Source organism: Bacteroides sp. AF20-13LB (assembly GCF_003603065.1).
In the GTDB taxonomy this organism is placed as follows: Bacteria; Bacteroidota; Bacteroidia; order Bacteroidales; family Bacteroidaceae; genus Bacteroides; species Bacteroides uniformis.
This window is the reverse complement of sequence record NZ_QTMH01000015.1, coordinates 1-20,107: the sequence shown is the minus strand read 5'-3', so window position 1 is coordinate 20,107 and position 20,107 is coordinate 1. Positions and strand designations below refer to the sequence as shown.

Genomic DNA, 20,107 nt, shown 5'->3' with positions numbered 1-20,107 from the left:
CAATATTATTAAGTGTTTATAAATTCTATAATAGTAATTATGTCTATAACTATAGCAATCCCTTATTGAATACTGTTCAGTAAATCAGTCTTACCTTCATTCACCAGTTTCAATATTAACTCACCAAACAGTGTATTTTGCCATGCAAACCATGCACGAGTAAAATTAGCAGGATTATCCTTATGAAAAGATTCGTGTATGAAACCTGTATCTGCATCTGTATTCATAAGCGTCTTAACACACCATACAATTTCCTTATCATCCTGGCTCGTAAATGCTTTCATCATAATACTCATGGGCCATATCATATCATAGCCAATATGGGGACCACCTATTCCTTCACCAGCCGTTCCCTTGAAGAAATAAGGATTATCCTTACTCCACACAAACTTCCGTGTATTCTGATATATAGGATCATTGACATCCACATCTCCCAAATATGCCATTGACAAAAGACTCGGAGCATTAGAGTCATCCATCAAATATTGATTTCCAAAACCATCGACTTCAAATGCATATATCTGTCCATACTGGGGATGATTGCAGACCGCATATCTCCTAAGAGCATCCTCCACTTCCTGTGCCAAATGCACACACTCCTCAGACATAGCCGTTTCCTTATTCACTGTTACCAAAATCTCAGCAGCCTTACGCAAAGATGTTACTGCAAAGAAATTAGATGGAATCAAGAATTGATAAGTTGTCGCATCATCTGAAGGTCTGAAACAAGATACAATCAAGCCAACTGGATTCACTGGATTACCCAATCCATTATTGTTCATTGTATCCAATTGCCGTTCTGTTCTACGCTGAAATCTATAAGGACCTACTCCATTTTTACGTTGTTGCTCCTTAAAAGTTTTCAGAATATTTTCAATAGCTTGTAGCCATTCTTCATCAAATATACTTATATCACCAGTCGTTTTCCAATAATGATAAGCCAATCGTAGAGGATAACAAAGAGAATCTATTTCCCATTTCCTTTCGTGCAACCCCTCTTTCATGTCAGTCATATCCCGCATCCACTGATGATCCGGATTGGGGTCATAAGGGTCCAAAAATGCATTCGCATAGGGATCTATATTAATGCACTTGAACTGCCGCCGAATAACCCCTGCAAGCATCGCCTTCAACTCTGGATCTTGATTAGCCAGCTGTACATAAGGCCATACTTGCGCACCCGAATCACGAAGCCACATAGCATGTATATCTCCAGTATAGACAACCGTATCATCCTTACCATCTGTTTTCCTATAACGCACTGTAGTATCTAACGTATTCGGGAAACAATTTTCAAACATCCACGCCAGTTTAGGATTAGTCAACTCACTTTTAATTCTGCGTATTTCGGCCTCTACAGCTTGAGAAACAAATAGTCTATCTTGAAGTAAAGGGCGTTTGGTCTTATATTTTAGAGCTGTAGTAGCTACATGTGTATTATCTTTGGACAATACATAATCTGAAGCCTGAGCATTGCTTCCAGTAGCCAATACCATGGCCAATATATAAAAACTAATACTTCTATTTTTCATTTTTTCTTTATAATTTATAGATTACAATTTAAGATTGCAAGGCGTGCATACATTTCTACCATAGCAGCCTGCGTCAACAACCATTTTTTCGGGTCGCAACATTCTCCACTATAATCCACACCAAACAAGCCATATTCATCTCTTGCATGAAGCCATGCATAATCCAGACTTTTAGCAAATTCCGTCACATACATATCATTTTTATCCAAACTATATAACTCTGCAAAACCTCGTAACATAACGGCAGAAAACCATACATCTCCCTTTTTCAATAAACGGATCTGCTTTCCACTTGCCGTTACATAGTCTCTAAAAAAATAATCATAACATGACTTTGCTATTTTCTGGGCATCGATAAGATATACCGTATCTTTTGTCAACTTATATTGAATCGCCGCAGACTGCATCATTTGTCCGCTATTATAAGCATGCTTTGCCGGTCCAACACTTCCGTCAATATTTATCCGATCAAAATACAAATAATCAGTCTTGTCTTGAAGATGTTCCTTTGTCCAACTATACATTTCCTTTCCCTGATAAAAATAAGTACTGTCTTGAGTTGCTTCAAAAAGTTTGAATGCAAGCACCGAAGCAGGAGCATTGGTACAAGTATTCTTTGAAAACTTCTTTTGTTCACACCAATAGATGCCTCCATCAAATGTATCATCCATGCCACTAAGAATAAAACTCCAAATCATCTTGGCTTTGCCCAAGTACTCCTTATCCCTTGTTAACATATACAGATTTGTAAACTCAATGCCTATCCATATATTATCATCATAATAACGATCCGATTGATGAACAAACGTCACATACGACGCATAGGCATGTGGTTCTCTTTTTATATCATAATATTCTTCTAAACCGGACAATACTTTTTCCTTCAACAATCTATAAAGTTTTTTATCCCGTGTAGCCTCGTATAAAGCATTCACAGCTGAGAAGGTACCCGAATAAGGCCATAAATAAGAATAGTCTTTGGGAATGCTGTTCCGTTTATCAAACAAAATCTTTTCAGAAGCTTTGTCAAAAGGAAATGTTTCCCGCAGCAAGCACGAATTCGGAATAGAATAGTTCTGATAGAGGGAGTCCAGAAGTATCCGGGCTCTCTCTAAACAGACATTTTTCTCCATTCCACTGTTTTTTTCATTATTCTCCACATTACAACCAGCCAAACTGACGCCAATGATAAAATTAAAAACCAAAAACAGTCTCAAGAAGAAGTTCGTTCGCATCACAATCATTAACTATGGTTTTCTTATGATAGTTATAGTACGGCTCTGTGTAGCCAAAGCAGTTTTAACTCCTCTATTAGAACGTACAGTCCACTTTAGCGTAACCTCTTGCCCGGCAGCGGCACCCGCTTTTTCTGCAATGCTATTCAACACAGTTGGTGTAATTGTAGCTCCAGTACTCAAACTCTTGTTGTCAGAAGCTTGAATATGGACCGGAGAAGAGAAATTCCCTTCCGCTTTGTCAAACAACACATCATAATACACAAGGCTATAACCATCTTGCGCCTCAGCCTCTTCCCATTCAAACAAGACATTACCCGATGATTGCAGATCAATACGGCTATTATCTATCGGTACTATAAGAGCTTCTACTGCCGTAACATTCAAATCTTCAAATTCTTTGGTATCATCGCACCCCACAAAAATCATCATTATTCCCCAAAGCGATGCTATAAGGATAAACAATAAACTATTTCTCATCTTTTCAAAATTTAATTAATAAAATCAATAACCAGGGTTTTGCCCCAAATTAGGATTAATCACCAATTGCTGTCTCGGAATAGCCCATAGATAATCACGATCCTTATTAAAGCTTCTATCACGATAAGTAAAATACTCCAATTTACCTTCATTCAATTTAAATTTTGCACCCCTAACCGGTTCATTCAACACAGTTTCAGCAATCTTCCAACGACGGATATCATAGATGCGGGTTCCTTCCAAAGCAAGTTCAACACGACGTTCATCCCTAATAATCTGGCGTAAATCTCCATTAGCAGGATAATCCATTGCCGCCGAAGTATTATCAAATCCTGCCCTCTGACGAAGCCGCTTGATAGTCTTGTCCCAGATATCTGAATTCATTTCACCAAGTTCATTTTTAGCCTCTGCATACATCAATAGGACATCGGCAAAACGCAATGTTATGAGATTGATATTACACTGCCATGAGGTACCAGTAGTCCATGCCTCTTGATTTGTATCATAATATTTGCGATAAAAGTATCCGGTATGTCCTCCGTTTTCGCGTCCGATCTTATCCAACGTATTATTTTTAGGATCATTCGGATCCACATTTACAGTAATCGCATTGCCTTCTTTATCCTCAATGACACTGCCATGATGCACAATAGTCATATCAAAACGTGGGTCACGGTCAACATAATCCCCCTTACTTTCATCCCATTTACTGCCATCCTTCATTAAATAAGTATCTACCAAGCTTTGAGTCGGGCTTGCCAATACGTACTGTACCAGCGGTAGACTAAAAGGAACATAAGTAGAAATATTACCCCAAGTTCGTTTTTCGGGAACATACTGAATATCCAGAATGATTTCTGAGTTGTATTCATTTTCCTTGAAAAAGAGTTTCTGGTAATCAGGGAAAAGTTCATACTTACCGTAATTATCTGTATTAATAAGCTTTTCTGTATATTGCACAACCTTTTCCCATTCATTGAAGTTCAATGCAATTCTTGCATTCATTGCCATCGCCGCACCAGCAGTAATTCGGCCTCTATCTGTAACGTCATACTCTTCCTTTGTAGGAAGTATCTCCGCTATTTCCTCCAATTCTTTATGTATCCAAGCTACAATTTCAGACTGAGTTGTAGGAGAAATAGTCTTTGCAGTTGCCTCATCGATATCCTCCGTAAAGAAAGGAACATCTCCGTACCAGTTTGTTGCTTGAAAGAATAAGAATGCCCTGACAAATCGTGCTTCCGCTTTCATCCGGTTTTTACGACCTTCGTCCATAGGCACACGGTCTATATTCTCCAAAAGAGTATGCGCCGTTTTAATGCCGCTATATATACTTTTCCACACATCATCAAAAAGAGCAGTAGATGACGTTGCTTGTCCATTGCCAATAGTCTTCACAGCATCACCTCCATAACCATTATAGAGATTGTCACTCAATCTTTCATCGCGAAAGAGCCAATCTGCCGAATTCATTTGCTTGTAAGCCATATTCAGCAAAGCCGATGCATTTGCTTCAGAAGTCCAATAAGTCTCATCCGTATATTTGTCAGTAGGAATCACATCCAGTTCGACGCAGCTCAACATTGACAGCATGCAAAATAAGGATAGACACCAGGATGAATATCTAAATAATATTGCTTTCATAATTTATATTACATTTAATCATTTTCAAAATTGAATTTCAATTCCACCACCAAAATATTTCAAGGTCGGATAATTTCGTCCACTATTGGCACTGCTAGTATCCATACTGTTACCAAATTCAGTTGATTCCGGATCAATGAACTTGTTCTTAGTAAATGTCAATAAATTCTGACCATTCAAAAACACTCTAACCTTTTTCATTCCTATTTTTTTCGTATAGGAAGCAGGTATTGTATAACCAATCTGTATATCTTTCAAACGAAGATAAGCAGCATTATATAAGTTTCTATCCGATGAATGTTTATAGTTGTGCTGATAAGATGACGAAGCCACGTTTATCAACCGAGGATATCTGGCATCCCTATTGTCCGGAGTCCAATAGTCCAGTTGGTGCTCATATATCACATATGAATAACTTCCATGGAAAGCCTCAATCATTTCTCCCCGGAGGGCCATATCACGTTTTCCAACTCCTTGCCACAACATACTGAAGTCAAGACCTTTCCAACTGAAATTATAATTAAACCCAAAGACATAACGCGGGAAAGCATTTCCAAGTACAACCCGGTCATCATCATTTATTACTCCATTCTTATCTATATCAACGTATTTCACATCTCCCGGTTGCAATTTTACTCCCTCGAATTTCGGAGAATTCTGGATTTCCTCTTCAGTCTGGAACAGTCCATCAGTCCGGAATCCATAATAACTATTAATGGCTTCCCCCTCTCTAATGATTCGTTCAACACCATCAGTCAGCTTTACAGACTCATCCCCATATTCCAGTACCTTGTTACGGGAATCTCCGATATTGAAGCCGAACAAATGAGAAAAATCTTTATGCTTGAATCTATAGTTAACAGTAAGTTCCCAACCATTATTGCGCACCTTACCAATATTAGCTTTTGGGACAGCCCCTCCTAATGTGCCGGGACTTAATGGTGTCAATAAAATATCTGAAGTATTCTTTTGGAATACATCAAAAGTAACATTCAATGCATTTTTCAAAAAAGAAGCATCAAAACCAATATTAAAGGTTTTGGTTTTCTCCCAAGACAATTCAGAATTTCCAAATGTAAATCCTGTACCTGTTACAGAAGAATTGTTAAAACCATACTGATCTGAATTTACTTTATAGGTAGTCAAGTACTGATAATCATCAACAGTTTGTGAACCTAACAAACCATACGAACCACGGATTTTCATATCTCCTACTTTGTCCTTCCAAAATGACAAAAAGTTCTCTTCAGATATTCTCCATCCTAAGGACATTGATGGAAAAAAGCCCCAACGATTATCTTTTGCAAAACGGGAAGAACCATCATAGCGAGCATTCACTTCTGCATAATACTTATCTTTATAGGAATATCCTAATCTTCCCAGCCATGAATGCAAAGCACGTTCACGGAAACCATTCGGAGTATTGTAACTTGAAGTTTCATAAACTGTATCATCTGTATCCTGATAAAGGTCTGGATCGACAAAATTACGTCTGATTTCATTTTTTTCACTACGGAAAGATTCAGATGTAAATCCAAATAAACCCGTCACTTGATGCACATCATTATAAGTATGATTGTAATCAAGGAAAAATTGCAAGTTCAGCATTGTTGCTTTATTGTTATAATCCTGAATACTATAATTTTTACTTTGTCCAGCATTAGCAATCTGATCTTTATTTAAATATTTATATACCGGGTAATATCTTCTCTTAATCAATCGATGCTCTGAAATAATATCATAACCAACAACACCTCTCAATTTCAGTCCTTGCCAGATTTTCAGATCACCAGAAACAATTCCCTGAAAATGGTCTTTGTCATTAGTTGTCAGTCCACCATGCCTCAATCTAGCCAAATAATTACCACCGGTCGTTATTTCATTATTATAATACTTGCCATCCTCATCTGGATACAGTGAATAAGTATTATAGGTTGGAACACGCATAACGTCTGCCAACTGCATATCTCCTCTATCCGAGCGTCCCTCATTTCTATCATAAGCAAGAAGAACCTTTAACTTTAAACGCTGGATTTCAGAAGTCAGATTACTTCGGAAATTATATTTCTTGATACCAAAATCTTGTCCTTTAAAGTTGCTTTCCTGATCATAGTAGCCAAAAGACACATTATATGTTGTCACTTTCGAGCCACCTTGCACATTAATATTATAGTTCTGCTGCAATGCATTCTTCATAATGGCTTTATATCCCCATTCACTATCTCCTTTTGCAAACTCATGAATCTGTTCTGGAGTATAAATAGGATCTTTCCCAGCATTCACATATGAATCATTCCGTAACAATGCATTCTGATATCCTGATACAGGTTTTAATAATATATCAGGATTTTGATTTCCTACAGATGCAGTAAACGTAACAACCGGTTTCATATCAGTTCGTCCCTGCTTAGTTGTAATTAAGATAACTCCATTTGCCGAACGAGAGCCATAGATGGCCGCCGTACCCGCATCCTTCAAAACAGAAACGGACTCTATATCATTCGGATTAAGCAGATTCATTGCATTAATATCATTTGCTGCCATGCCATCAATCACAACCAAGGGATCATTGTTATTCATAGAACTGACTCCACGGATATTAATATTAATATTATTATTATTAGGATTCATGTTGCGTTGTTGTATAGATAGACTTGGCGTCGCACCTTGTAATGCTTGAGTTATATTGGCTACAGGACGATCCTTTATCACATCATCACGAATCTGGTCTACTGCGCCAATTACATGTTTACGGGTAGTCGTACCGTAACCAATGACAATTACTTCATCCAGCAATTCACTATCTTCTTTCATAGTAATTGTATGGAAAGAAGCATTTCCTGCCTTCACCTCTATTTTATCATAACCAATATATGAAAATACCAAAATATCATTTGCACTACATGCAATCGAGAAATTACCATTTACATCTGTTACGGCACCATTGGTGGTTCCTTTGACAACTACACTCACCCCAATCAGAGGTTCTCCTGTCGCATCTTTTACCACACCTTTTACCGTTGCATTTTGTACCGGCTGAGGAACAGTAGTATTTTCGGTTTGTTTGGCATATATATTTCCACTATATACAGAGAAGGAAAACAAAGCCCATAAACCTAAAATCAGTGGTTTATACTTTTCAAAAATCATACAAGTCTTGATTTAATGATTAAACTTATTAATTCTAAAATTCAGAAACTAAAAGAACCGGTTATTACTTTCATAATACTTAAGATTTAATTAACTACTCATATTCGCGATATGTGTTTCTCATCATGATTTGATGGTGCAAATATAGACTGAATAAGTACATCCTGAGTACGGATTCCAGCCATAAAAGCATCACTATAGGGAAAAGTAGGAATTCGTACTTTTCTGTACCAATACCGTACTCCCCATCTATAAAAGAGCGTGTTAAGGCATTTTTATAACTTCTCCCAAGCACTGGCTTCACGGATTAACTTGAATAACCTGATTCCATTTCAGTTTTACTGGATATCCCCAATCCGGTTTTGCTGGATCACAAAAGTCACCGACAGCTTTCATCCGGGCATAAAGCAATGCGGTAAGTTCGTCGCGCTTTTTGCTGTAGTTAGGATCATCATAAAGGTTGTTCATCTCCATCGGGTCGGCCTCAAGGTCGAAAAGCTGAGGATGACGTTGCCCTCCAACATTGTAGAGTATAAGTTTAAAGTTATCCTTTTTAATGGCACGCTGGAGGTTGATGTATGCCAATAGTATGTCCTCGCGTTTTTTTACCATGGGGTTCTGTATGGTTTGTGCCAATGAAAGGCCTTTAACAGTAGGCGGCACTTCTATATCCGCAAGCTCACAAAGAGTGGGATAAATATCATAAAGATAACAATAAGCATCACACATCGCATTCTGTGGAATGCCGGGACCGCATATTACCAAAGGTACTCTCACTGCTGCTTCATACAAGTTCTGCTTGCCCAGCAGCCCATGTTCCCCGACACAAAGACCGTTGTCCGACGTAAAAACAATGATGGTATTATCAACCTTGCCACTGCTTTCAAGTACATCAAGGATACGTCCTATCTGAAAATCCACTTCGCTCACCATGCCATAATAATTAGCCCTTTCAGTAAGTACCTGAGCCGAAATGCGAGGAGTGGAAAGCAACTTTTCATCGCGTTCATTAAGGTCACCGTTGTCAAATGGGTGTTGTGCAACAAAATTCTCGGGCATCGGAACCTCAGTACTAGCGTATTTATGTCCGTAGTGAGGCAACACATTGCGCGGATCATGAGGCGAAGTAAATGCAACATACATCAAAAAAGGAGTGTCGTCCGACGCCTTAGCTTCAAGAAATCTGATAGCAGCATCGGCATATAATTCGGACGAAAAGGTATTGAGTGACGCATCCACCCATTTACCGTTGGTATTATTGTACTTCCCTGCCGGATCGTACTGATGCAGGTAAGGGCACCGATGTCCCAGTTCATTGTATTTCCCGTAAGGATGCATTCCACCGAAAAAAAGGTTTGCACCTGTAGAAAACGAACGGGTAAACGAGGCATTGTCACTGTGCCATTTACCAGTTGCAAAAGTCGTGTAGCCATTCTCACGGAATAGTTCCGGAAAAGTTCTTTCATTTTCCGGAATAACGCCGCCATTGCGATGTATATCCATCAAACCACGCCCGGTAAGAAGCATTGCACGGCTGGGCTGCGAAATAGCACCATTGAAACCTCCCATTACGTGAGTTTGGGTGAATGATATACCACGGCTGACAAGCCGGTCCATATTCGGGGTCTGGATTGTACCGTTACCCCAAGCATGGATAGTGCTGAAAGTCTGGTCGTCCGTCAGCAGGACAAGAATATTAGGACGCTTCGGCCCGTTCCCCTTATCATTACCTTTCTCCGTATTCGCTCCGAATGCAGAGAGTCCGAAAAAAGGCATGTTCAATAATGCCGGAAGGCATAAAAACAAGGTTTTGTTTTTCACTTTCAAATTCATAATGTTTTTTATTTAATGACTAAATCTACTAATGACAGCCCCCAATCTATAACCGGAAACCCGTTGTAACCGTCAAATGGTCTGTTTGTCTTGATGAAACAAAGTGTTCCATACCTTGAAACAGTTCGTTTCACTATTAGGAACAACTTGTTTCCTTATAGAAAACACTTTGTTCTATAGGTATGAAACAAAGTGTTCAATACTATGAACTAATACATTATACTTTTACCATACAACGGAACAGTTATATAAAAGAAGTGGAAGATAAATCTGCTTACACTATTACTTCCACAGTTACCTCCACCTGTAATACACTTATACTCACTGAATTAGTAGAAATAATATGGAAGTAAAAAATCCTGCTTACACACATAACAGATTGATTATTATCAAACTATCAAAAAAGTGCAAGCAAATGGGGATAGAACAACTAAACTTTGTTGGAAACGATGGTTTAGTTCAGCCTTTTAGGGAAGATGTAGCATTCGTTCGCCCACTCCTCCCATTTCCGGACCATCTTCTTCAGCACATCCGGATACTCAGCAGCTACATTATTCCACTCAGTTCTGTCTTTTTCAATATCATACAGTTCCCACTCCTTCATTTTTTCATCCTTTACAGCTTTCCAATTTTTCCACCGTACAAAACAATTATTGAAGTGTTCACCGAAGATATATTCATGTATTTGTTTATCAGGATTATGAACCGTTGACATCAAGCTAGTTCCTGCCATAGGAATAATCGAATTTCCGTCATGATAAGTTGTCGGATATTCTGCTCTGGCAACCTCTACAAATGTAGCCATGATATCAGGAACAAAACCTACGTTTCTTCTTATCTGGTTGCTATACTTTCCAAGCACTTCCGGCCAGGAAATAATCAATGGGGTAGCAATGCCTCCTTCATAGGCCCGTACTTTATATTTCCGGTACGGTGTATTGCTAACCTGTGCCCAAGGCAGTCCATAAGAAGGATGAACCCAGCTGTCAAGCTTATTAATCTCACTTGTGCTTCCGAAACCTTTTTCCGAATAAGGTTCTGCACATGCCCCATTATCCGAGAGAAAAAGTATAAGAGTATTGTCAAGCTTACCTTCTTCTTCCAGATAATCAATCAACTTTCCAATGTTATAATCCATGCAGTAAACTTGGGCGGCATAAACAGACATCCGCAAGGACGAACTATCACGTTCTGCTTCCGTAAGCTCATTCCAGGCACGAGATTCCCATTCGGCCAATTTCCAATCAGGATTGACTATACCCAATTCAACCATTTTCCGGTAACGCTCTTCACGAACGGCTTCCCATCCCTTGTCATATTTGCCTGCAAACTTTTCCAAATCCTTGTCTTTGGCATGTAGCGGCCAATGGGGAGCATTGTACGCCAAGTAAAGAAAGAACGGATTATCATCCGTCTGTTCATCTATAAACCGAATGGCATAATCAGTAAAAGCATCCGTTGTATAATAGGGGGATTGAGGAGCAGGCAAATTCGTATTATCCAGAGTCAAGCCCCGTCCGCCCTGAGGTTTCAAATAGCTGGAAGCACCGGCCAGTATTCCATAAAAATGCTCAAATCCCCTCTGCAACGGCCACTTTTCCTTGCCATGCATCCCAACATGCCATTTGCCTGTCATGTATGTATGATAGCCAGCCTCTTTCAGCACCTCAGCAATTGTCACACAATTACGGTTGAGAAAACCCATATAACCATGGACTCCTCTATTTTCCGGATGTTTTTCTCCTTTCTTGATGCCGGGATCTTCAGACATAGCTCCGATGCCGGCCTGCTGCGGATAAAGTCCGGTCAGCAAGCTGGCACGGGTAGGACAAGAACGTCCAGAATTATAAAACTGCGTATATCGTACTCCCTTTTGTGCCAACCGGTCAATATTGGGAGTCGGAATCTCACCGCCATAACACCCAACATCCGAATATCCCATGTCATCTGCCATAATAAGTACAATATTAGGTCTTTCATCAGTTTCTTTGCTGGTTCGTATTGTTTCGTCTGCCATACACGGCATAGCAGACAACATCGACAAGGCGGATGTTCCGCACAAGAAATAACTCTTTCTCATTTTTTGTATTTCAATTAGTATTACATACTATTATATAAGGTCAAAATTCCGGTAAAGAATTCCACCACTCAAGAGCCAATTTACTCAACCGACTTGCCACCTGAGGATGTTTCTTGCTTAAATCAACGTTTTCCCTCAAATTATCCTCCAAATCATACAATAAGACATTTGTACTGTCTTTATCAACCAACAGTTTCCACTTGCCATACCGCACCGCAATAGCCGGACTGACATCTTTGTCTGCAGGCCGGGGGAATGCTTTGCTTTCATTTCTTCTATATTCCCAAAAGAGAGGTTCTCTCCTTTCCTGCGGAACCCCTTTCAAAGCCGCACTCATGTCCATGCCATCACTTTTACAATCAGCAGGCAATTTGATTCCAGCAAGTGAACTCAAACTCTTGTACAAATCCAGAGCGCTGACCACCGTAGTATCGTCCGTTTTCCCCGAAGGAATTTCGCCTTTTGTATCCCATATTATAAAGGGCATATGTATACCTCCCTCGAACAATGAAGCTTTACATCCTCTCATATTACCGGCCCGGCTTCCCTTGAAACTGGGTGCAGGCCCGTTGTCACTGGTAAAAATGACAATGGTATTGTTTTCAAGATTCATATTTTTAATTTCACGCAGCAAACGTCCTATTTGCCTATCATATTCGGCAAGCACCACCCGAAAGTTCTTTTCCGATTCCTGCCCGTCCGGAAAGACCTGCTGTTGCTCAAAGTTTCCAACCCACGGAGTATGCATGTCATCCGGCCATAAGTTCACAAAACAAGCTTCTCCTCTGTGACGTTCTAAAAAAGCCAGCGTTTTATCAACGAAATAGGCTGTTCTATTCCATCGCTTTACACTATCCTGCGGAGACCAAATCCAATCCGTTGCCGTAAGTAACGAATCCGGTTGAGGGCTTTCATAGGTGCTGCAATATTCGTCATATCCATAAGCGACAAAAGGGGGAGCATTCCGGACATCCCGTCCCCCTCCCAAATGCCATTTCCCGAAATGACCGGTTTTATATCCGGCATTCTTCATCACTTTGGGCAAGGTGGGAGCCGAAGGGTCCAAATAGTCGGCCATTTCCGCAGCTTTGTTTCCAGCCTTTCCTTGTAAATAAGTGGTTATATGCCACTTGCCCGGGTACATCCCGGTCAGTAGGCCACAACGCGAAGGAGAACTGATAGGAGATGCACTATAATATTGATTGAACCGTGAACCTTCTTCTGCCATACGGTCAATATTGGGAGTAGGTATAAATTTACCACCATATATACCAATATCACCATAACCCATATCATCCGTAAGCACAACTATAATATTAGGAGGCAACTCAGCGTTATTCCCTGCCAGACAAGGCAATGTCATAGGGACTGTCAGGGCAGGCAATAGTCCCAGTAAACACATTTTTTCCTTTTTCATCATTGCTTCTTTATTTTCACGTCCATTTGAGCTCCCGTATCACCCTGCTGCCGCATCCACGCCTCAAGTTCCCCTTTCATCATAGCAATACGTTTCGCATACTTCTTTTCTTCTGCCAAATTATTCAACTCCCAAGGATCTTTCTGCATATCATAAAACTCTATTGCAGGACGTTTTACATATCTGTCAACAAAATATCTTGCCCGTTTATCTGTTTTTGTACTCTCAATCCAGCTTGCCCAAACGCTTCTTTCATTCTTAAGATTCATCAGATGTTTTTCAAAATACTCTACTTCAGGAGTCAAGTTCAATATCAGTTTATATCTCTTGTCCCTGATGCTACGTATCGGATAGGCTGTCCCTTCCGGGATATTATTATGTATACCGTAAGCAAAGCGACGGTGTTCTTTCTCTTTGCCGAACAATGCCTTCAGGAAACTTTTCCCATCAATGCCCTCTATTTCATCTCCACCGACAAATTCCATTAAAGTAGGTAGAATATCTTCATACTGAACGATAGCATCACTGGTCGATTTGGCCTTTATTTTTGCAGGATAGCGAGCCACCAATGCACTGCTTTGACCGTAGTTCCAGCAAGTCCATTTTCCTCCCGGCAACTGTGGACCTTGTTCTCCAAGAAATACAACTAAAGTATTATCCAGTTTGCCAACCTCTTCAATAGTTTTCAATACATCACCAACCTGATTATCCAAAGCCCGGATTTCAGCCAAAAGACGTCTGAAAAGTTCACGCGTTCCTTTATTATCAACGCAGTTAGGAGGCAGTATAACCTTATCTGCATCAAATTCATCCTTATTTCCGCATGTCCACGGAGCGTGGGAAAGCGTACTGCAAACAAATAAGCAAAACGGACTGTCCTGTCGCATAAAGTCACGAATGCCATCCACTGTATAGTCAGCAGTCACAGCAATACAGTTCTCCTCAAACCCCGGAACCTTCTCAAAATTGAAAACACTTTTAGGAACAGTATGCGTTTTTCCTGCACGCCCTACCCGATAACCCGCCTGGGGCAGATAATACGTGACGCTCTTTATATCAGAATAGGATATTTTATGATTTTGATAAGAGCCGTGCCGAGCAGGATAGAGTCCGGTATATAAGGAAGCCCGAATAGGCACACTCATTGCACAAGAGGCAAAGTTATTAGTGAATCTGATTCCTTCTTCAGCTATCCGATCAATATTCGGAGTCTTGAGGTTCTTCCCTCCATAGCAACTAATCTCATTCGAAGCAAGATCATCTGCCAAGATTACTACAATGTTCGGTTTCTCCTGTGCTTTTAAGGTACCGGCAACAGGCAGTAGTGCAAGACATGCACCTTTTACAATATTCCAATTCATACATCCAATTTTTAAGTCCGTATTAGATTATTTGATAGCAAAATTAGTGCATCCCTTCCTTAATAAGAGTACTCAAACGCGACAAAGATGTACGAATATGGTCTGAAAGACAGAAAGCTTCTTAAGAATTTTCCAAATTTGTTTTTGTGATGTCTTTACGCATCTGCTCTCTATATTTTTTAGGGGTCATTTCAAATTTCTGAGAAAATATTTTGAAGAAGTTTCCCCGGTTGATAAAGCCGGTCCTATCCATAATCTCTTCAACAGACAAGTTTGTATTAATTAATAGTTTCTTCACAATATCCAGCTTATACTCTCTGATTATATCATTCGGCTTCTTAGGAGTTATTTCTTTTATTCTCCGATAAAACTGACGCGTACTGTATCCTAAAGAAGAGCTAATGGTTTCAATAGAAAGCTCCGGATTAGTAATATTCGAATCGATTACCTGATATACTTTTTCCATGAATTTCTTATCTTCCTCGTGCACCAGCTTACCCTCATTTATCTCAAATGAGCTCACAGCCGAAGAGAAATATTGCTTCAAGTCTTCTTTTCTCTTGATGAGCCGTTCCACTACTTTTTCCAAATATCTCACACTGAAAGGCTTGGTTATATAAACCTCTGCTCCGGAATCAATACCCCTTACCTGATCCTCCACCGTATTCTTGGCAGATAAAAGAATCATTGGTATATGTTTGCGCAATTTATCTCCCTTTATCAATGTAGTAAGAGAGATACCGTCAATGTCCGGCATCATAATATCCGATATGATTATGTCCGGTGAACTCTGCTCCAAACAAGACATCACCTCTGTTGAATTATTAATGGGAATTACATTATATTTATCAATAAATATTTCTGTAACAAACCATAGCATGGCCGAATCATCATCTATAATCATTATTGTCTGCTTATTCTTGTCATATTCAGGAATGACAATCTCAGGAACAGAACTGGTTTCCTCCATTTTTCGGGAAACGTTCTCTATAACAGTCACACTTGCATTACCAAAAAACTCATCACCCTCCGTAGCTTGCTCTATTGACAATTCAGGGAGAATTACAGTAAAAGTCGTTATATCATTAAGCACACTGGTTACGGTTATTTCTCCCTCTAACAATTTCACCATATTATTGCATATAGCCAAACCCAATCCATTTCGCGACGTTTCATGTGCTTTATTCTGGTCTTCAAAATTATCAAGTACGGTATATCTATCAAAAATCTTAGAAAGATCATCTTCTTTAATCCCTTTGCCTGTATTAGCTACAACAATATACAGCTTTTTGTCTTCAACATACACATCTACACTTATTTTTCCTTTGACTGATGCATATTTAAAAGCATTGGATATAAGATTAGTAATTATCTTATTCAAGCATCCCGAATCAGAGTTCCAATATATATTGTCGACTATATTTATTCTATAATCAAGCAGCTTATTACTTGTCAATTCTGAAAAAGGTTCAGCTATATTACGGGCTAATTCTGATATGGGACAGGATTTTATCTCTACTTTTTTATGTCCCGTCTCCAAACGTCTGAATTCAATTAGTTCTGCAATCAGACTATTCAGTTCCTCCGCATTATGCTTAATCAATTTGGCATATTTAATAATGAGGCTATCTGATTTGTCGTATGAAATAATCTTTTCGCAAGGACCATATATTAACGTCAAGGGAGTACACAGTTCGTGAGTTATATTAGTAAAGAATCGTAATTTTGATTCATAAACATCTTCGCGTTGTTTTCTTGTCAGCTTTTCTACGATATTCTCTTTTTTCATTCTATACCATTTAATACTCAGCCGTACAATACAGTAACCAACCAATAACAACAATAAAGTATAGACCACATATGCCAAAGTAGTCTGATACCACGGGTATGATATGTTTATCACAAGTGACTGAACCGCACTTTCCTTACCTGTAATATTATTCCTATACTTCACCAACAAAGTATATCTGCCCGGAGAAATATTGGTGAATGATGCGGAATTGGAGCCTCCATTGTCAATCCAAATATCACTAAGTTCTGCAAGTTTATAAAAATAAGTATAATCATTCCCATTTATATAATCTATAGCAGTAAACGATAAAGAGAAAAAATTTTGTTCATAATTCAAAGTTATATTTTTCCTACTATTTTCAATACTTACAAAATCATTTATATTATACTCTTTACCGAATATAGATAAGTTGCTAAATTGAATTTCCGGATTATAATCCAGTTTAGGAAATCCATTGACCGAAACAGTGACAAAACCGTTTATCCCTCCAAAAAACAAAGTGCCGGAAGGTATATGCTTGAAGTATGCCCCATCACTGAACTCTGTTACCTGAAGATCGTTCTGCTTCCAATATGTCTGGAAGGTATTCTCCGAAACATTATACTTTATCAATCCTCGATTAGTGCTCAACCACAAATTATTGTATTCATCCTGCAACATTCCATGTATCACATTCTTCGGCAAAACATTTGTCTTGTCAAATACATATCTATCTCTATCATAATAAATTCGGGCAAGCCCATAACTTGTAGCAAACCAATAGCTTTTGTCACTCTTTAAAATAGAAAACACATCGTTCAATGTCTGGCTTTCGCTTCCTTCATTTAAACTGTAAACTTCTATTTTATTGGTACGATTATTAATTTTATAGGCTCCATATCCTCTATTGCCAAACCAGATAATCGAATCGTTCTCCTTATAAGAGGTGAAAAAATAGTTGGAAGGAATTACACCATTATCAAACAAAAAGGTCGTATCTTTCTTCAATACCGGATTGCCGTCTTTTTCGCCAAGCTTAGCCTTTACAATCCCTTCACCCACCGTAGCAATCCAAAGAGTAGAATCATTAAATTCACAAACAGAATATACATATCTTAAAGGTTTGTTACCGCCTAAAATATCTATATTCTTTATACTACTACTTTTATATGAATAATAATTCAGACCATTTTCACTGCCTATCCATAAAATATCTTTCTTACCAGGTACTATTGTATAGACAGAGTTACTTTTTAACAAGCTATTATTCGTAAGAAACTGCACTGATTTTTCTCCTTCATTAACAGCCGCGTCATAATTTTCAATTTTCACAATGCCATTCCCTTTTGTTCCAAACCAAAAAGTACCGTATTCATCAATATAAAATGTTCTTATCGGCGTATTTAGATTGTATGGCAAATCTCTCAACAACGTCGTCCTGAGAGTATAGGAATCATTGTAATACATATACACCCCCTGCCCATCAGTACCCACCCATATAATATCCTGAAATTTATCTTTTTCTATACAAAAGATACCGGATTTGATATTTATATCGTGAATAGAATATCTATCTTTAGATTCTGGAATATGCTGCAAAACAATCAGTCCACTTGATTTAAAACCAATAAAATATTCACCTTTATGCTGAATTATAGCTGAAATTTCTCCGTACCGTTTTACTTCATCAGACAAATCATAGATATAATACTTATTGCAACTAGCAGGGTCATATTCATAAAGGGCATATTTATTATCCACAATATAAAAGGTATCGTCATCATAAAAACACCACATGACCTTCTCCTCATCATCAAACAGTTTTTTAGGTTCTAAAGAGATACTTCCATCAGGATTAGAATTGATTGAAAAACTAAGATTGTTTCCGCTTTTCATAAATATCCACAATATATTTCTTTTGTCAATAGCAACCTCGAGGATGTCATCTGCTATGAGGTTATCTACTTGTATTCCACGAAATTGCTGTTCCTCAGGCACATAATAATAAATGTAATTATCACTATTAACGACAAAGATTCTATTATCCGTACTATTCACTACCCAGTTTTTCCCCTTAAACTGCCTGAATGAATGTACCGTTTGAGAATACTTCTCCAAACGATCAAGACCATAATTGGTCTGAATCCACAAAATATTATTCTCAGCTTCCAATATACTCTCTACTATATTCCCAGACAATATCTTTTTCTTATCAATGGGGTTGTACAACTGAAAGTTCAGCCCATCAAAAAAGTTGACCCCCTCACAAGAACCAAACCACATAAAACCATCCCCATCCTGACAAATAGATAATACTGCACTATTGGAAAGTCCATTCTTGCTGGAATACTGCCGCAAATTATAAGCCGAAGAATAATTATTAAACAGAAATAACAGAAAGATAACAGAAACATGGATAACCAGATTATATCTTGTTCTCATAGAATTAAAATTAAAATCATTACAACTTTCTGTACGAAAGGAACTACACCAATCGCCACTAACTCAACACTCTTCATAAAGGAGTACAAACTATACCTTTTAAAAATCATAAAGCTTTTATAGGCTAATTTATCTCAAAATCTTATCGCAAAAATAATATTTTTATTCTTGTAACACCATACCTATTTAATAAAAAATAGGATTTAACTCTTAAAGGTATAAAGGAATGATATGGTGATAAAATACCATGGCTAATAACACAAACAAGACCAGTCAAAACAAGCTTGTCTTTTCCTGATTTAGCTAGACGCTTTTTCTTTTTATAACCGATATCAGTAGACGGTTCTTGGAATGTTGTACTGGTTCAGTAGTCACTTCTTCCCAAGCCCTGCTGATATAGTAGACACAGCAAAGTGAGTTGTCCTGATTCTGTTGACAGTCATCTTGCTGGATTTGCAGAACCCGTACTTGCTTGTCCGGCTTTGCAAAGATATTGCATCCTTCTTTTCATTGCTACTTGTGGAAGGATATTTTTTCTTCTTCCACATTTTCTTCTGTATTCCCTTCTCCAGATGCGCCACAGCAGGTATTTTATACCCGATACTCATATGCGGTCTGCGATGGTTATAGAAATGTATGTAGCGAGCTATGACATTTCTTGCATGCCCGATTTCGTTGAACCGGCCTCGAGGATGGCTGCTTTCCGCCTTAATAATCCCGTTGATACGTTCCGCAACGGCATTGTCGGTGGGTTTGTAGTCTTCCGTCATACTGACGGCAATGCCATGTTTCTGAAGAAGTGCCACATATGGGTCGCAACAGTATTGTACGCCACGGTCTGAGTGATGTATCAGGCCTATAAGATTTCACTTCCTTTCATTTCAACAGCCTGCTCTATAGCCTGTTGCAATGCATTGATGGTTGCCGATACCCATAAGGTGTCGGTAAGCACCCATCCCTGTATCTTATGGGAGTAAGCATCCGTAATCAGATGCAGATAACAGACTTCACCATTGGTAAGTGGTATATAAGTAATGTCACTGACCCACAAGTGGTTGGCTGAAGTCAAGGTCACTCCTTTGATTAAGTTCTTCCACTTGTGATAGCGATGGTTGGAGTTCGTCGTATGCCGGGTCTTGCGGGCAGGAAGCATCAAGCGGTG

Annotated in this window: 12 protein-coding genes; all 12 read right to left on the bottom strand. The window is 38.8% G+C overall.

Features of this window, described 5'->3' with window-relative positions:
* Window positions 1-62 precede the first annotated feature (62 nt).
* Entirely contained in the window at window positions 63-1,532 is a 1,470-nt protein-coding gene (locus DWX62_RS17515; RefSeq protein ID WP_005829643.1) for a glycoside hydrolase family 125 protein, read from the bottom strand.
* 14 nt (window positions 1,533-1,546) lie between these two features.
* On the bottom strand, window positions 1,547-2,665 hold the full coding sequence (locus DWX62_RS17510) for a glycoside hydrolase family 76 protein (protein WP_151877266.1): 1,119 nt from the start codon (window positions 2,663-2,665) through the stop codon (window positions 1,547-1,549).
* 114 nt (window positions 2,666-2,779) lie between these two features.
* Window positions 2,780-3,247, bottom strand: coding sequence for a SusE domain-containing protein (locus DWX62_RS17505; protein WP_005829639.1), 468 nt, complete (start codon window positions 3,245-3,247; stop codon window positions 2,780-2,782).
* A 24-nt stretch (window positions 3,248-3,271) separates the two neighbouring features.
* A complete protein-coding gene (locus DWX62_RS17500; RefSeq protein ID WP_008664258.1) occupies window positions 3,272-4,891 on the bottom strand; it encodes a RagB/SusD family nutrient uptake outer membrane protein in 1,620 nt (539 codons plus the stop codon).
* A 24-nt stretch (window positions 4,892-4,915) separates the two neighbouring features.
* On the bottom strand, window positions 4,916-8,041 hold the full coding sequence (locus DWX62_RS17495; RefSeq protein WP_005829635.1) for a TonB-dependent receptor: 3,126 nt from the start codon (window positions 8,039-8,041) through the stop codon (window positions 4,916-4,918).
* 300 nt (window positions 8,042-8,341) lie between these two features.
* A complete protein-coding gene (locus DWX62_RS17490; protein ID WP_005829631.1) occupies window positions 8,342-9,874 on the bottom strand; it encodes a sulfatase-like hydrolase/transferase in 1,533 nt (510 codons plus the stop codon).
* Between the two features lie 454 nt (window positions 9,875-10,328).
* Window positions 10,329-11,900 carry an arylsulfatase gene (locus tag DWX62_RS17485; RefSeq protein WP_227239210.1) on the bottom strand — a complete coding sequence of 524 codons (1,572 nt, stop codon included), beginning with the start codon at window positions 11,898-11,900 and terminating at the stop codon, window positions 10,329-10,331.
* Window positions 11,901-11,994: 94 nt separating this feature from the next.
* On the bottom strand, window positions 11,995-13,374 hold the full coding sequence (locus DWX62_RS17480) for a sulfatase-like hydrolase/transferase (RefSeq protein WP_005829625.1): 1,380 nt from the start codon (window positions 13,372-13,374) through the stop codon (window positions 11,995-11,997).
* Window positions 13,371-14,732: a sulfatase gene (locus DWX62_RS17475; protein ID WP_005829623.1), complete on the bottom strand. Its 1,362-nt coding sequence runs from the start codon at window positions 14,730-14,732 to the stop codon at window positions 13,371-13,373. The genes DWX62_RS17480 and DWX62_RS17475 overlap by 4 nt, the downstream gene beginning before the upstream one ends.
* Window positions 14,733-14,853: 121 nt before the next feature.
* Window positions 14,854-18,945 carry a hybrid sensor histidine kinase/response regulator transcription factor gene (locus tag DWX62_RS17470; protein ID WP_005829621.1) on the bottom strand — a complete coding sequence of 1,364 codons (4,092 nt, stop codon included), beginning with the start codon at window positions 18,943-18,945 and terminating at the stop codon, window positions 14,854-14,856.
* A 371-nt stretch (window positions 18,946-19,316) separates the two neighbouring features.
* Entirely contained in the window at window positions 19,317-19,751 is a 435-nt protein-coding gene (locus DWX62_RS22380) for an integrase core domain-containing protein (RefSeq protein WP_243636285.1), read from the bottom strand.
* A 50-nt stretch (window positions 19,752-19,801) separates the two neighbouring features.
* Window positions 19,802-20,107: DDE-type integrase/transposase/recombinase (locus DWX62_RS22375; protein ID WP_243633662.1), on the bottom strand; the 306-nt coding region annotated here is incomplete at its 5' end.

Bases quoted from the DNA above. Each gene is read 5' to 3' on its own strand.
- DWX62_RS17515 (WP_005829643.1), bottom strand. From the start codon at position 1,532: ATGAAAAATAGAAGTATTAGTTTTTATATATTGGCCATGGTATTGGCT.
- DWX62_RS17510 (WP_151877266.1), bottom strand. From the start codon at position 2,665: ATGGAGAAAAATGTCTGTTTAGAGAGAGCCCGGATACTTCTGGACTCC.
- DWX62_RS17505 (WP_005829639.1), bottom strand. From the start codon at position 3,247: ATGAGAAATAGTTTATTGTTTATCCTTATAGCATCGCTTTGGGGAATA.
- DWX62_RS17500 (WP_008664258.1), bottom strand. From the start codon at position 4,891: ATGAAAGCAATATTATTTAGATATTCATCCTGGTGTCTATCCTTATTT.
- DWX62_RS17495 (WP_005829635.1), bottom strand. From the start codon at position 8,041: ATGATTTTTGAAAAGTATAAACCACTGATTTTAGGTTTATGGGCTTTG.
- DWX62_RS17490 (WP_005829631.1), bottom strand. From the start codon at position 9,874: ATGAATTTGAAAGTGAAAAACAAAACCTTGTTTTTATGCCTTCCGGCA.
- DWX62_RS17485 (WP_227239210.1), bottom strand. From the start codon at position 11,900: ATGCCGTGTATGGCAGACGAAACAATACGAACCAGCAAAGAAACTGAT.
- DWX62_RS17480 (WP_005829625.1), bottom strand. From the start codon at position 13,374: ATGATGAAAAAGGAAAAAATGTGTTTACTGGGACTATTGCCTGCCCTG.
- DWX62_RS17475 (WP_005829623.1), bottom strand. From the start codon at position 14,732: ATGAATTGGAATATTGTAAAAGGTGCATGTCTTGCACTACTGCCTGTT.
- DWX62_RS17470 (WP_005829621.1), bottom strand. From the start codon at position 18,945: ATGAGAACAAGATATAATCTGGTTATCCATGTTTCTGTTATCTTTCTG.